13 protein-coding genes and 1 pseudogene are annotated in these 14,056 nt (G+C 68.9%); all 14 read right to left on the minus strand.

Annotated features, from left to right (window positions below):
* The coding region (gene gap / locus QN152_06965; protein ID MDR7539260.1) for a type I glyceraldehyde-3-phosphate dehydrogenase at nucleotides 1-998 on the minus strand (998 nt) is incomplete at its 3' end.
* Nucleotides 999-1,073: 75 nt separating this feature from the next.
* Complete coding sequence (locus QN152_06970; protein ID MDR7539261.1) at nucleotides 1,074-1,466, minus strand: small basic family protein; 393 nt, start codon at nucleotides 1,464-1,466, stop codon at nucleotides 1,074-1,076.
* A complete protein-coding gene (locus QN152_06975) occupies nucleotides 1,453-2,208 on the minus strand; it encodes a DUF881 domain-containing protein (protein MDR7539262.1) in 756 nt (251 codons plus the stop codon). The genes QN152_06970 and QN152_06975 overlap by 14 nt, the downstream gene beginning before the upstream one ends.
* Nucleotides 2,209-2,213: 5 nt before the next feature.
* Complete coding sequence (locus QN152_06980) at nucleotides 2,214-2,891, minus strand: V-type ATP synthase subunit D (protein ID MDR7539263.1); 678 nt, start codon at nucleotides 2,889-2,891, stop codon at nucleotides 2,214-2,216.
* 18 nt (nucleotides 2,892-2,909) lie between these two features.
* Nucleotides 2,910-4,318, minus strand: a pseudogene (locus QN152_06985) (V-type ATP synthase subunit B).
* An 18-nt stretch (nucleotides 4,319-4,336) separates the two neighbouring features.
* A complete protein-coding gene (locus QN152_06990; GenBank protein ID MDR7539264.1) occupies nucleotides 4,337-6,091 on the minus strand; it encodes a V-type ATP synthase subunit A in 1,755 nt (584 codons plus the stop codon).
* A gap of 19 nt (nucleotides 6,092-6,110) precedes the next feature.
* Entirely contained in the window at nucleotides 6,111-6,419 is a 309-nt protein-coding gene (locus QN152_06995) for a V-type ATP synthase subunit F (GenBank protein ID MDR7539265.1), read from the minus strand.
* A gap of 1 nt (nucleotide 6,420) precedes the next feature.
* Nucleotides 6,421-7,455 carry a V-type ATPase subunit gene (locus QN152_07000; GenBank protein ID MDR7539266.1) on the minus strand — a complete coding sequence of 345 codons (1,035 nt, stop codon included), beginning with the start codon at nucleotides 7,453-7,455 and terminating at the stop codon, nucleotides 6,421-6,423.
* A gap of 73 nt (nucleotides 7,456-7,528) precedes the next feature.
* Nucleotides 7,529-8,107: a V-type ATP synthase subunit E gene (locus QN152_07005; GenBank protein MDR7539267.1), complete on the minus strand. Its 579-nt coding sequence runs from the start codon at nucleotides 8,105-8,107 to the stop codon at nucleotides 7,529-7,531.
* A 93-nt stretch (nucleotides 8,108-8,200) separates the two neighbouring features.
* Nucleotides 8,201-8,527 (minus strand): V-type ATP synthase subunit K, encoded by a 327-nt coding sequence (locus QN152_07010; protein MDR7539268.1) that lies wholly within the window; start codon nucleotides 8,525-8,527, stop codon nucleotides 8,201-8,203.
* The gene (locus QN152_07015) at nucleotides 8,520-10,499 is read right to left on the minus strand and encodes a V-type ATPase 116kDa subunit family protein (GenBank protein MDR7539269.1); all 1,980 of its coding nucleotides are present in this window, start codon (nucleotides 10,497-10,499) and stop codon (nucleotides 8,520-8,522) included. The genes QN152_07010 and QN152_07015 overlap by 8 nt, the downstream gene beginning before the upstream one ends.
* Nucleotides 10,496-10,846, minus strand: coding sequence for a V-type ATPase subunit subunit G family protein (locus QN152_07020; protein MDR7539270.1), 351 nt, complete (start codon nucleotides 10,844-10,846; stop codon nucleotides 10,496-10,498). Before QN152_07020 ends, QN152_07015 begins: the two co-directional genes overlap by 4 nt.
* Nucleotides 10,847-11,088: 242 nt before the next feature.
* Entirely contained in the window at nucleotides 11,089-12,561 is a 1,473-nt protein-coding gene (locus tag QN152_07025; protein MDR7539271.1) for an NADH-quinone oxidoreductase subunit N, read from the minus strand.
* Nucleotides 12,561-14,048, minus strand: a complete 1,488-nt coding sequence (locus tag QN152_07030; protein MDR7539272.1) for an NADH-quinone oxidoreductase subunit M — start codon at nucleotides 14,046-14,048, stop codon at nucleotides 12,561-12,563. The genes QN152_07025 and QN152_07030 overlap by 1 nt, the downstream gene beginning before the upstream one ends.
* Nucleotides 14,049-14,056: the final 8 nt, after the last annotated feature.

Genomic DNA, 14,056 nt, shown 5'->3' on the forward strand with positions numbered 1-14,056 from the left:
TCGGCCATGTACCTCACCAGATCGGCGACGCGGCAGGCGTACCCCCATTCGTTATCGTACCAGGTGAAGGTCTTGACGAAGTTGTCGCCCAGCACGGTGGTGAGCGGCCCGTCCACGATCCCGGAGTAGGGGCTCCCTTTGAAGTCCATGGAGACCAGCTCCTCATCGGTGTAGCCCAGGATTCCCCGCATCTCTTCCGCGGCGTAGCGCTGGAAAGCGGCGTTGACGTCCGCCGCACTGACACCTTTCTCCAGCTCGCACACCAGGTCCACGATGGAGACCGTGGGGGTGGGGACGCGCATGGCGATGCCGTGCATCTTCCCCTGCAGCTCGGGCAGCACCAGGAAGATGGCCTTGGCCGCCCCGGTGGTCGCGGGGATGATGTTGAGCGCGGCGGCGCGGGCCTCGCGCAGGTTCTCCCCCACTACGTCCAGGATGCGCTGCGTGTTGGTGTAGGAGTGCACGGTGGTCATGAAACCGCGGCGGATGCCGAACTCCCGGGAGAGGACCTTCGCCGTCACGGCCAGAGCGTTGGTGGTGCAGGAGCCGTTGCTGATGATGGTGTGTCTGCGGGGGTCGTAGAGCTCGTGGTTCACCCCCATGTTCACAGTGATGTCCTCGCCCTTGGCCGGGGCGGTGATCACCACCTTCCGCGCCCCACCCTGCAGGTGACCGCGGGCCTTCTCTGCCTGGGTGAAGCGACCGGTGGACTCAATCACCAGCTCCACCCCTACCTGCCCCCAGGGGATGGCCGCCGGGTCGCGCTCCTGGAAGACCCGCATCGCCTGGCCGTCCACCACCAGCTCTCCGTCGCGGACTTCCACCGTACCCGAATAACGGCCGTAGTTGGAGTCGTAGCGGAAGAGGTGGGCATTGGTGGTCAGGTCGGCGATATCGTTGATGGCCACCACCTGCACCTTCCCCTCCCCGCGTTCGTGAATCGCCCGCAGGGACTGTCGCCCGATTCGACCGAACCCGTTGATCCCTACCCGCACCATAGGGCACCTCCCACCTCGCTCCTCGCCGCGCTGGCTGACCCACTGTCCGGTCAGCCACACCTCCCGGACACGCCCTCAGGGCGGGACGTCGCGGGCGCGCTTCACCCGCCGCAGGTAGGCCTCCAGCAGGTCGCGGCGGATGAAGCCCGCGTTGTCGAAGATGCGGATGCTGAAGGCGATCACCGCGCCCAGGTAGAGGTCCAGCCCCAGCAGGTCCCCCAGCCCGGCCAACAGCGCGGCGAACCCGGCGTTGACGATGAAGCCGGAGAGAAAGATGGCCAGGTCGAACCGCGCCTCCAGCTGCGCCCTCACCCCGCCCAGAATGGTGTCGATGGCCGCCAGGATGGCGATGGCCGTGTACTTGACATAGCCCAGCGGGATCTGCACCGGGCTGAGCAGCCCGAGCAGCACCCCCAGGAGCAGGCCGATCAGCGGCAGCCACACGTCGATACCTCTACGGGCCGTCATCGCCCGCCGGGCGGGCGATGACGAACTGTGTCGTCCCCCGGTAGGCCGGGACGGTCACCCGCTCCAGTCGCTGCAGACGCAGGGGGAAGCCAAACGCCCGCAGGACCTCCACCGGGCCCCCGGGCCGCTCCAGTTGCGCCAGCAGGCGGGCGGGGTCACCGATGGCCACCACCGTGTAGGGGGGAGCGATCCGCTTGGTGTTGCACAGGATCGTGGTGCCCACGCAGTTGATCCCCGTGCGGCCGATGAGCCGTTCCCCGTTCACCGCCACAGCCTCCGCCCCCGCCGCCCACAGGTCATTGATCACCCCGTGGATGTCCGTGTAGTGCAGGATGGTCTTGTTGGGATCGTCGCCCGGCTGGATGGGCCGCGGGCTGTCCCGCATTTCCACCACCACTCCGGGGCCCTCCAGAGGGGTCAGGCCGGCCAGGGCCCGCAGCTCGCTCACCCGCCGGTTCATCCGGGCGGCGGCGATCTGCCGTTCGGCGGCCTCCCGCTCCAGCGCTGCCACCTGTCGGCGCAGCTCCTCCACCGCCGCCTCCAGTGCGGCACGACGGCTCTCCTGCTTACGCAGCTGGATGGCTACCTCGTGCAGCCGGGTAGAGGGAATCTTCAGCTGCTGGCGGATCTCCAGCTCGTTGCGGATCTGAGTGCCGGCGAAGAACCCACCGGCCACCAGGGCCATGGTCAGACCCGCCTGCCACCAGGAGAGGCGGGGACGCGCCAGGGGACAGGTCCCCACGGTTGCTATGGGCCGCCAGCGGGGGCGGGAATGCCCGGGAGCGCGCCCTGGCGCTCCCTGGCCTCCAGCTTCTTCTTGATCCGCTTCAGCCGGAAGACGTCCTCGCGGGCGCGCTGCTCCAGCACCGCAGCGATGTAGCGGATCTCGCCGCGGATGCGCGGGATGACCACCTGCTCCAGGGCGTTGACCCGACGGGTGGTCTTCTTGATCTCCTCGCCCAGTTTCTTCAGCCTGATCTCCGTGGCCGCCACCTGGAGGATGGCTGCCAGCAGTTCCTCGAACTGGGCGGCGCTCTCGATGGTGCGGGCGCTGGTGGCGGTGGGGTTGATCCCGCGTGCCAGCAACGGTCGACGCACGTCGCGCACGCTGACCCCAGGAATCTTGGTCCCCCAGACGTTGCGCACCTCGATGTCCACCAGCACCTCCCGGCGTTCGGTCATGGCTGCAGCCTCCAGGGCTTCCCGCCCCTCCACGGCCTTGGCCAAAGCCAGCATGACGTACGCCTCCCGCGCCGCCGCCGTGAGCCGATCGCGCGCGCCCAGGGCCTCGCGCACGATCTTGAAAAAGTCGGCCACCAGCGCATCCCGCTTGCGCTTCAGCAGATCAACCCCCTGCACGGCCACGCGCAGCGTGTTCCGCCGCTGCAGGAGGTTCATCCGGGTGGGGCTGATGGCCTCAGGCATAGCTGATCTGTAGGGGCGCTAGCGCAGTTTCTTCTCCTCCCAGAGCTCCTCCACCAGGGCGCCGTAGTACTTATCCACGTGATCTTCCTTGATTCGCTTCAACTCCCCTTTGGGGAACATGGAGAGCAGCTTCCAGCCCAGCATCAGGGTCTCCTCGATGGAGCGTTCCGTCTGCCCCTGGTTGAGGAACTCCCGCTCGAAACGGTCGGCGAACTGCAGGTAGAGCCGGTCGCGGGGGGTGAGGGCCTCCTCGCCGATGATGGCCACCAGGCGGCGCAGGTCCACGCCGTTGGCGTAGGAGGCGAAGAGCTGGTCCTTGACGTTGGCATGGTCGGCGCGGGTGCGCCCCTCCCCGATACCGTCGTTCATCAGCCGGGAGAGGCTGGGCAGCGGGTTGATGGGCGGGTAGATGCCCTTGCGGTGCAGCTCCAGGGAGAGAACGATCTGCCCCTCGGTGATGTAGCCGGTGAGGTCGGCGATGGGGTGGGTGATGTCGTAGTCGGGCATGGTGAGGATGGGGATCTGATGGACCCCTTCCGCCCCAGGATGCGCCCGGCGCGTTCGTAGATGGTGGCCAGGTCGGTGTACATGTAGCCGGGGTAGCCCCGCCGGCCGGGGATCTCCTCGCGGGCGGCCCCGATTTCGCGGAGGCTTTCGCAGTAGTTGGTCATATCAGTGAGGATTACCAGCACCTGCATCTCCAGGTCGAAGGCCAGGTACTCCGCGGCGGTGAGGGCCAGACGGGGCGTCATCAGCCGCTCGATAGCCGGGTCGTCGGCTAGGTTGAGGAAGACCACGCTGCGGGCCAGGGCCCCGGTGGACTCGAACTGCTCGATGAAGTAGGCCGCCTCTCGCTGGGTGATCCCCATGGCGGCGAAGACCACGGCGAAAGCCTCTGCCTCGCCCAGGACCTTGGCCTGCCGGGCGATCTGCGCCGCCACCTCGTTGTGGGGCAGACCGGCGCCGGAGAAAAGGGGCAGCTTCTGACCGCGGACCAGGGTGTTCAACCCGTCGATGCTGGAGATGCCGGTCTGGATGAACTCCTGCGGCCGCTCCCGGGCCACCGGGTTGATAGGCGCGCCGATGATGGGCAGGCGCTTCTCCGGGATGATGGGGGGCAGCCCGTCGATGGGCTCGCCGCGACCGTTGAAGCGCCGCCCGATGATCTCCCGGCTCACCCCGAACCGGGCCACATCCTCGCGCAGGCTCACCGCCGTGCCCGCCACGTCCAGGCCCGTGGTCTCCTCGAAGACCTGGATGACCGCGTGACGCATGGAGATCTCGATCACCTGGCCGGCGCGCACTGAGCCGTCGGGCAGGTGGATGTTGACGATGGCGCCGTAGGAGAGGTCTCGCGCCCCCTCCACGAAGAGCAGAGGCCCCGAGATGTAGGAGATGGAGCGATAGCGCTTGGTGGCCAGTTCCACGGAAGTCCCTCCCCGCCCTCAGGAGCCCGCCGCCGCCGCCGGCTGAGCCCCGAATGCCTGCGGGAGCTGCTGCAGAAAGTCGGCGATGTGTCTCTCGAACTGCTCCTTGGGCACGTCCTTCAGCCGGGCGATCTGCTCCACCGCCGGCAGGTTGAGGATGTCGTCCATGAGCATGCCGCGCTTCAACGCCGCCGCCCCCTGGTCGTAGAAGGTCATGATGGCCTTGAGGATGCCGTACGACTTGGGGAAGGGGGAGAAGGCGTCGTCGCTGAAGGCGGACTGCTGGAGGAAGTCCTCGCGCAGCATCTTCCCTGCCTCAATGACCAGCCGCTGGTCGTCCTGCAGGGCGTCGGGGCCGACCAGCTGCACGATCTCCTGCAGCTCGGCCTCCTGCTGCAGCAGCGCCAGGGCGCGGTCGCGCAGCTCCTCGTAGTCCTCCGGCAGGTGCTCCCGGTACCAGCGGGAGAAAAGCGGGGTGTACAGGCTGTAGGAGCGCAGCCAGTGGATCGCCGGGAAGTGTCGCCTGTGCGCCAGGCTGGCGTCCAGCGACCAGAAGGTCCCGGTGATGCGCAGCGTGGCCTGGGTCACCGGTTCGGAGAGGTCGCCCCCCGGCGGGGAGACCGCACCGATGACGGTGATGGAGCCGCGCCGCTCCGGCCGGCCCTGGCAGATCCCGCGTCCCGCCCGCTCGTAGAAGGCGGCCAGGCGGCTGGAGAGGTACGGGGGGTAGCCTTCCTCCGCGGGCATCTCCTCCAGGCGGGAGGAGATCTCGCGCATGGCCTCCGCCCAGCGGCTGGTGGAGTCGGCCATGAGCGCCACTTTGTACCCCTGGTCCCGCCAGTACTCGGCCATGGTGATGCCCGTGTAGACCGACGCTTCGCGCGCCGCCACCGGCATGTTGGAGGTGTTGGCGATGATGATGGTGCGCTCCATGAGCTTGCGGCCGGTGCGCGGGTCCTCCAGTTGGGGGAACTCGTCCAGCACGTGCGTCATCTCGTTGCCGCGCTCGCCGCAGCCCACGTAAATGATCACGTCAGCGTCCGCCCACTTGGCCAGCGTCTGCTGCATCACCGTCTTGCCGCTGCCAAAGGGCCCGGGGATGGCCGCGGTGCCCCCCTGGGCCACGGGGAAGAGGACGTCGATGATCCGCTGGCCGGTGACCAGCGGCTCCCGCGGCTCCAGGCGGCGGCTGAGGGGCCGGGGAAAGCGGACCGGCCAGGTGTGCATCAGGCGCAGTTCCCGCCCGTCCTCCAGCCGCCCAACCACGTCGGCGACGCGGTACTCGCCGGCGCGGATCTGGCTGACCCGGCCGGGCGCCGCGTCAGGCGGAAGGAGGATGCGGTGCACCAGGCCGAACTCCGGGACCTCCCCGATGACATCCCCGGGCCCCACCTCCTCCCCGGGCTGCACCGTGGGATGGAACGTCCAGCGCTTCTCCCGATCCAGGGCCGCGGCCACCGCGCCGCGCTCGATGAAGTCGCCCTTCTGCGCCCGGATGTCCTTCAGCGGCCGCTGGATGCCGTCGAAGATGCCAAAGAGCAACCCCGGCCCCAGCTCCACGGCCAGCGGCAGCCCCGTGGACTCCACCGGTTCCCCCAGGTAGAGACCGGAGGTGTCCTCGTAGACCTGGACGAAAGCGGTGTCGCCCTCCAGGCGGATGATCTCACCGATCAACCGCTCCCTCCCCACACGCACGATGTCGTACATGCGGGCACCGGTCATCCCCCGGGCAATTACCGCCGGGCCGGCGATCCGGATGATCTCACCAACGATGGCCACGTGCCTCCTCCTCCTACCGCAGCTTCACGTAGAACCCGATGTGCTCCTTGACCAGGCGAGCGATGTAGTCGTCGCCGCTTTCCACCTGCGCGCCGGGCGCGGGGAAGGGCACCAGGATGGGCAGGTCCCGCCCCCGCAGCATCCGTGCCAGCTCCTCTTCCGTCCCCTGCAGCAGCGCCTCGTTCACCGCGGCCAGCCCGTAGCCCAGAGCCACCAGTTGCTTCAGGTGCTGCAGCGCCTCCGCAGGCGAGGCGGCCTCGTGCACCTCCACCCCGGCCAGGCGGAAGCCTGTGGCCGTCTCCGGGTCGGTGATCACGGCCATCCTATACAAGGAGCATCTCCCGCCGCACCAGATCGCGCGGAATCCCCAGCATCCGGCTGCGTGCGATCAGGCGCAGATTCACCACCTCATTGTACTTCAGGGTCAGGTACCCCACCACGATGTCTATCCCCAGCGGGTCGGCCATGTACAGGCGGGCCGTGCTCCGGGCCAGCAGCCGGTCCAGCTGCTGCTCGAACGCGGTGAGGTCCTCCCCCGGCTCCCCCAGGGGGAACCCCCGCGCCCCCAGCGCCCGCCAGGCCTGCTGGGCGGTTTCCGACGCGCTGAGGAGGAGGAAGAGATCCTCGGTGACTATGGCCCCCCCGTCGATGAAGAAGCGGCGGCGGGCGTCCGCGTCCAGCAGTTCCTCCGCGCGGCCCAGCTTCACCGCCGTTTTCACGTTAAGGATGTCGATCTCCGCCTGCACCAGGCCGCGCACCACGGTCTCGTTGTGCCCGCCGCCACGGGCCACGCGCAGGACGTGGGCGGCGTAGTACCGGCCCAGGTGCATCTCCAGCCGCAGCAGGTCGTGGCCCTGCAGGTAGTCCCGCAGCCCCTCTGCCAGCGGCAGGGCCAGGGGGTGCTCCAGGGCCTCCAGTACGCCGGCCACGGCGGGGAGGTCTGGCTGGCGGGCCAGCTCGCGCAGCGACACCTCGGTGAGCAGCCCGGCGGGGAGCACCGACTCCATGATCTCCTCCTCCGCTCGCCCGGTGTGCTTGCCCCGCAGCACCGCCCGCAGGTTCGCCAGGTCCCAGCGCAGCAACAGCGCCTCGATCAGCGCCCTGGGCTTGCCGTCGCCGAAGCTGCGGATCTTCTGCGTGGTCGCAGAGAAGTTGCGCGCCAGAGCCTCGTCCACGGCGGCCAGGCCGCGGGTGCGGGTGAGGGCCTCCTGCAGCTCCCGGCCGTAGGGGGTCGCGTTCAACGCCACCAGGAAGGCGTCGAAGCTGGGCGCGCCCAACAGCTCCTCAATCTGCCCGGCATCCAGCAGCCGACTGCGCATGGCCCGCACGCGGGCGTTGATGTAGGCAAAATCCGGCACTAGCGCCCCCCGCTCCGCCCGGCCCTCGATTCCAGTGTTCCCGCACCGCCACCCGTGCCCGGGCCGCGGGCGGTTACCCCCACAGCGTCCGGGCGATCTCCGCCGCCAGCGCCAGGCGTGCCCGTTCCAGCCGGGAGGCCAGCGTGTTTACCACGACGTAGCGCTCGTCCGCAGAAAGCAGGCGCACCCCCCCGTGCAGGCCGTCCGCCGCCCGCACCTCGGCGTCCACCCCCTGTCGCCGGATCACGGCGCGCACCATCTCCAGATCGTCGGGGTGGGCGTCGATAAGCACCCGGCCGTTGAGCCCGCGGACACCCTCAGCGACGAGCTGTTCCAGTATCCGGCTGTAGCGAGCCCGGTCCCGAATCACCTGGTCCAGGGCCTCCTCGGCGCGGCGGAAGATGTCGGCGATGATCCGGTCCTTCTCCTGTAGCAGCAGCGCCTGCGCCTGAAGGCGGGCCGCGCTCTGCGCGCGGAGGCGACGGCTCTGCAGCGCTGCCTCCTGCTGGCGGCGCTGCGTCTCCACCACCTGGCGCGCCTGCGCCAGGGCGGCGGTACGGAGCTCTTCCGCCTGCGCGCGCGCCTCGGCCAGGATGCGGTCCCGTTCTGCGGCCGCCTCCTGTTCCAGCAGGGCCAGCAGTTCCGAGCTCATCGCGCAGCCAGGGGCACGTCCGGGAACTCTCGCCTGGTAAGGCCCGGGGCCGCGGGCCCCACCCCTGGGGATGCGACCAGCTCCTGCACGACCCTAGCGGATCTTCCCGATGAGCAGGAAGGCCGCCAGGAACCCCAGGATGATCATGGTTTCCGGCAGGGCCAGGAAAACGATCATCAGGCCGCCGATCTCCGGCCGCTCCGCCATGGCTCCCGCCGCAGCCGAGCCGATGCGCGCCTGGGCCAGCGCGGTGCCCAGCGCGCCGAACCCCACCGCCACCGCGGCGGCCAGCGCCAGCAGCCCCGAGCCCACGCCCAGGCCGGGCACGGGCGCAGGCTCCTCTGCGGCGGCCAGCGCCGTTCCACCAAAGACGGCCAGCGCTACGGCGGTGAGCATGAGCATACGTACCAACCTAGACAATCTCCCCACCTCCTGCCTTGCGAAATGGCCGGTAGTGACGACCGGTTTCCTCGTGGTACTTGAGTTTCGTCAGCAGCTCTACCCAGTGCAGACGGGCCGGCTGGATGATGTGCCCGATGATGGTGAAGACGAAGAACAGGACCTGGAAGACGCCGGCCACCAGCGTTCCCAGGACAGCGCCAATGATGCCTCCCAGACCGAACTGGCGGACCATCTCCGGGCCCAGGGAGTTGGCTGCCACGGCCAGGATGGCTGCGGCCAGGCCGAAGGCCATCAAGCGGGCATGGGAGAGGATGTGCCCGAAGGCGGTGAAGGACTCCAGGAACCACAGCAGGCTGGGCCGCCCTGCGGCTATGAACGCCCCGATGGCTGCCAGGGCGAAGTAGACGCTCCAGCGGGCGAGGCCAGAAGGGAGCATCCCGGCAGTCGTCCCCAGAAAGAGGAGGATGGCGGCCAGGGTGCACATGGTCACCAGGCTCTCGAATACACCGCGGCGGTGGCGGTGGCGCAGGGCCAGTACCAGGTGGCCGAACAACCCCAGGTAGATCATGGCCACCCCCACCAGGAGGATCATGCGGAAGTAGAGGTCCTGCTCCTCCACCCGGTTGAAGATGGGGCGCACGTGGAAGAGCAGCTCCGGAAGGTTGCCCAGGGCCTCGGCGTAGACCACCCCAAAGGCGACCACCCAGAAGGCCATGACACGGACGAGCCAGGAGAGCGAGGCCAGTGTCGGCGGCGCGATCTCCATGTTGAACATGGAGAGCCGCAGGGGGCGGCCGGCGCGGGCGCGGCTGCGCAGCCACCAGCCCAGGAGAAAGAAGAGGAGTCCGTAGCCCACGTCACCGATGACCAGCCCCACGAAGAAGGGGAAGGTGAAGGAGATGAGCGGCGTGGGGTCCCAGGTGCCGTACCGCGGCGGCGGGAACAGACCCAGCAGGAGCTGGAAGGGCCTGATCGCTGCCGGATTGTCCAGCAGCACCGGCACCCGCTCCGCCTCATGGGGATCGGCCGGGGTGTCGTAGACCACAACCTCGCTGCCGAAACGGCGCTGCAGGGCGCGGCGGACAGCGCCCACCGTACGCGTGGGCGCCCACCCGTGCACGACGAAGGTGTAGCGCGACTGCGCCAGCTGGGGCATGACCTGCAGCCGGGTGAGGCGATCCTGCAGCACGGCGCGCAGCGCCACCATCCGGGCGCGCTGCGCCCGGGCGATCTCCTGCAGGGCATCGCCGAGGGCGGCGATCTCGCCGGGGAGGGCCATCCGCCGCTCCTCCATCCGCCGGATGGCCTCCGCCGCCGGCAGGTCGGCATAGGCGCTGGGCAGGCGCAGCTCGCTCACGCCGGCGCGGGCCAGGAACCCGTGCACCGCCTCCGCGTCACGACGGTGAAAGGCGACGACGACGCCGAGCTTCCCCTCCTCCACCACCCGGCTGACCAGCTCCAGGCGACCCCCGGTCACCTCGCTGAGGCGGCGGCGCAGGTCCAGGACCACACCCGCGTCGCGCGTTCGCAGGATGAAACCCACGGTCTCCAGGGAGTGGCTGCCCGCCAGCAGCCCCAGCAGCGGGGAGAGCACACGCACCGCGCTCTCGTAGGAACGGATGAGCTCCAGTTCGTCTTCCCGCTCCCGGCGCTGGCGCACCAGCGGCTGCACCTGTTCCTCCAGGGCGACCAGCTCGGCCTCCAGCTCGTCCAGGGACCTGGCGGCGAGCTCCTCGGTGCCGGGTGCAGGCTCCACGGGGACAGGGGGAAGCAGGGTAAGGAGGCCATCTGCCCGGGCGCGCAGCCGTTCCAAGGCCTCCACCTGGGCCTGCTCCGCCGACTCCGGCCGCACGCTGGAGAACTCCGCCGGGGCCTCCTCGGCCTCGATGCGGTCCACGTGGAGGCTGCCCACGCTCTGGACGGTCTCCAGCACCGAGGCCAGGTGCCGCTTCGGCCCGATCACCAGCACCCGGGACATGGCCACGATCACGTGCCCGATCCCCCCAGCACACGCTCCACCACCAGGCGGACGGCGGCGTCCATCCGCTCCATGGCATGGCGGCGCAGCGTCTCCGCCTCGCTACGGGCGCGACCGACCATCTCCTCGCTGATCCGGCGGGCCTCCTCCTCGGCCCGCGCCTCGTACTCGCGGACCAGGGCGGCGGCCTCCTCCCGCGCCCGCTGCAGCACCGCCTCGGCCTCCCGCCGCGCCTCCTCAACCAGCCGGGTGGCCTCCTCCCTGGCGCGGGCCACCATCGCCTCCAGCTCGCGCTCCTTCTGCGCGATCAGGCGCAGGACATCCTCTCCGTCCCGCTCTCCTCGCCCTCGCTCAGCCATCGACACTCAAACTCCGCCTACCTCATGCCTCCCCGGGGGAAGCCTGCACTCCATCACCTGGAAGAAAGGGGGCTCTGACATCCAAAACGCCCTGGGAGACCTGCTCTCCCCGGGCGAAATCCCGCCCCATGATAACAAACCGCCGCCCCCGCCGCAAAGGCGAACGGCAAGCACGACGAAACTCCCGGCGCGGGGGGCGACCGCAGCGCAGACGGCACCCGGTCCTGCAGCGGGTTTCTCGCTTACGGCAGCAGGAGGCTGGCGGTGCGGGCGAAGACGACCAGCGGCTGCGGGTAGAGGCCGAGCAGCAGGGTGGCCGCGCCGGTGATCCAGAGGGCGGCGCGCAGGGCGCTCGGGCCGCGGATCGGCGTGGGGTCGACCGGGGGGAGCAGGTACATGGCGCGGATCACCCCCACGTAGTAGTAGAGGGAGATCACGCTGTTGACCACGCCCGCGGCCACCAGCCACAGCAGCGCGGGGCTACGCTCGATGGCGGCGGCAAAGATGTAGAACTTGGCGAAGAACCCCGCCGTGGGCGGGATCCCGGTGAGGGAGAGCATGAACAGGGCCATGAGAAAGGCCAGCCCTGGCGCCCGCTGCGAGAGCCCGGCGTAGTCCGGAATCTCGTCCGACCCCAGGTGAGCTCCGATGAGGGCGGCCACGAAGAAGGCGCCCAGGGTGAAGAACATATAGGCAAACAGGTAGACCAGCAGGCCGGTGTTGCCAAAGGGCCCGCCAAAGGCGGCCACGCCGATGAGGATGAACCCGGCGTGGGAGATGCTGGAGTAGGCCAGCATCCGCTTGATGTTGCGCTGCGGCAGCGCCAGCAGGTTCCCCAGGAACATAGAGACCGCCGAGAGCACGGCCACCAGCGTTACCACGTCCAGCCCCGAGGGGGCAATGGCCACCGCCACCACCCGCAGGAGGACGGCGAACCCCGCTCCCTTGGAGCCCACCGAGAGGAAGGCGGCCACCGGCGTGGGCGCTCCCTCGTAGACGTCCGGCGTCCACTGGTGGAAGGGGACCATGGAGATCTTGAAGCCGAACCCTGCCAGCATCAGGGCCAGGGACACCATGAGGGCCGGGCGGGGGACCCGGGGCACCTTCTGGGCGATGACGTAGAGGCTGGTGGAGCCGGTCAGCCCGTAGAGGAGGGAGAACCCGTAGAACATCACCGCAGAGGCTGCGGCGCCAAAGAGGAAGTACTTCATCCCTGCCTCGTTGCTCCTGGGGTTGCCTTTGAGGTAGCCCGCCAGCACATAAGAGGTCAGGCTGACCAGCTCAATGGACAGCGCCAGCAGGATGAGGTCGGCGCTGGCGGCCATGAGCACCAGGCCCAGGCCGGTGAAGACCAAAAGCGCGTAGAACTCCCCCTCGAAGCGGGAGAAATCCTCCGGTCGCCGGGCCGCCTCGCGGAAGTAGTCCATGGCGGCGAGGATCACCAGCGCCGTGGCCAGCAGCGCCAGGACCTTGAAGAAGAGGGCAAAGCCGTCTACGGCGTAGGTGTCAAAGAAGATCCTCCGGGCACCACCCGGGAGAGAGGCCGCCACCCCCGCAGTGGGCAGCAGCGCCAGCAGGAGCCCCCCCACGCCCACCCAGCCCACGGCGCGCTTGGCCCCCTGCCCCACCAGCAGGTCCACGCCCAACAGGAGGAGCCCCAGGGCGGCCAGCCACAGCTCCGGGACCAGGCTCCAGAGGTCGCCCAGGGGAGGCATCAGCGCAGCGCGGCCACCACCGCGGTCATGGCCGTGTCGATGATCTCCAGCAGCGGCCGCGGGTATAGGCCGAAGATAACCATGGCCGCCACCAGCGGCACCAGAGCCACCAGCTCCCGGGTGTCCACGTCCAGCAACCCCTTCCAGCGCGGGTTCGGAGGACCGAGGAAGATGCGCTGGATGGTCCAGAGGAACATGGCCGCGGTGATGATAATCCCCACTAGCCCCGTGGCCGCCAGCGCGGGGAAGACGCCGAAGGCGCCCAGGAAGATGAGGAACTCGGCGACAAAGCCCATCAGCCCGGGCAGCCCCAGGGAGGCCAGCATGGCTATGGTGGTGATGCCGGTGTAGACGGGCAGGATGGCCCCCAGCCCGCCGAACTCGTTCACCCCGCGGGTGTGGGCGCGGTAGTCGTAGATCACGCCCACAATCATGAACAGCGACCCGGTGATCACCCCGTGGGCCACCATCTCGAAGACCGCCCCGTTTAAGGCCGTGGTGGCCGGCTGCGCCTTGGCCGGCTGGCCGTAGGCGGCGGCCGCCGCCGCCACCCCCAGCATGACGTAGCCCATGTGGTTGACGCTGGAATAGGCCACCAGCTTCTTCAGGTCCATCTGGGCCATGGATACCAGTGCCCCGTAGATGATCCCCAGCAGGGCCAGGACGGCGATGAGGTAGGCGTACTGCTGGAAGACCTGGGGGAAGAGGGGGAGGCTGAAGCGGACGAACCCGTAGGTCCCCAGCTTCAGCAGGATGCCCGCCAGGATCACCGAGCCGGCGGTGGGCGCCTCCACGTGGGCGTCGGGCAGCCAGGTGTGGAACGGCCACATGGGCACCTTGATAGCAAAGGAGAGGAAGAAGCCCCAGAAGGCGATGGTGGCCAGGCGCAGGTCTTTGGCCAGGGGCTGCTGCTGGATCAGGCTGAGCACGTCGAAGGTGCGCGGCTGAGCGTTGAAGTAAAGTAATAGGATTCCCACCAGCATGGCCAGCGAGCCCACCAGCGTGAAGAGGAAGAACTTGATGGCCGCGTACTCCCTGCGCGGGCCGCCCCAGATCCCGATGAGGAAGTACATGGGGACCAGGGTCACTTCCCAGAAGATGTAGAAGAGGAAGAAGTCCAGGGCCACGAAGACACCCAGCATCGCCGTCTGCAGCAACAGAAGCAGAAACATGTACTCCTTGAGCCGCAGCTCCACCCGCCAGGAGTAGACGATGGAGACGGCGGAAAGCACCTGGGTCAGCAGCACCAGCGGCAGGCTCAGCCCGTCCAGACCCACGGCGTAGCTGATGCCCACCGAAGGGATCCAGGGAGCCGATTCTACCATCTGCATCCCCCCGCGCAGGTTGAAGCGGCCCAGCAGGACGATGGCCACGTACAGGGAGAGCAGCGACGCCCCCAGGGCGATCCCCCGGATGGCCCGGGGGTTGCGGAAGAAGAGCAGCAGAATCCCCCCGGCCAGGGGGAGGAAGACCATCAGGCTAAGCATGGGTCCGC

It is taken from the genome of Armatimonadota bacterium, from assembly GCA_031459715.1.
Lineage (GTDB): Bacteria > Sysuimicrobiota > Sysuimicrobiia > Sysuimicrobiales > Humicultoraceae > Humicultor > Humicultor tengchongensis.

What these genes read in the sequence shown, in the direction of transcription:
- QN152_06970 (MDR7539261.1), bottom strand. Translation starts at nt 1,466, where the DNA reads ATGACGGCCCGTAGAGGTATCGACGTGTGGCTGCCGCTGATCGGCCTG.
- QN152_06980 (MDR7539263.1), bottom strand. Translation starts at nt 2,891, where the DNA reads ATGCCTGAGGCCATCAGCCCCACCCGGATGAACCTCCTGCAGCGGCGG.
- QN152_06995 (MDR7539265.1), bottom strand. Translation starts at nt 6,419, where the DNA reads ATGGCCGTGATCACCGACCCGGAGACGGCCACAGGCTTCCGCCTGGCC.
- QN152_07005 (MDR7539267.1), bottom strand. Translation starts at nt 8,107, where the DNA reads ATGAGCTCGGAACTGCTGGCCCTGCTGGAACAGGAGGCGGCCGCAGAA.
- QN152_07020 (MDR7539270.1), bottom strand. Translation starts at nt 10,846, where the DNA reads ATGGCTGAGCGAGGGCGAGGAGAGCGGGACGGAGAGGATGTCCTGCGC.
- QN152_07025 (MDR7539271.1), bottom strand. Translation starts at nt 12,561, where the DNA reads ATGCCTCCCCTGGGCGACCTCTGGAGCCTGGTCCCGGAGCTGTGGCTG.
- QN152_07030 (MDR7539272.1), bottom strand. Translation starts at nt 14,048, where the DNA reads ATGCTTAGCCTGATGGTCTTCCTCCCCCTGGCCGGGGGGATTCTGCTG.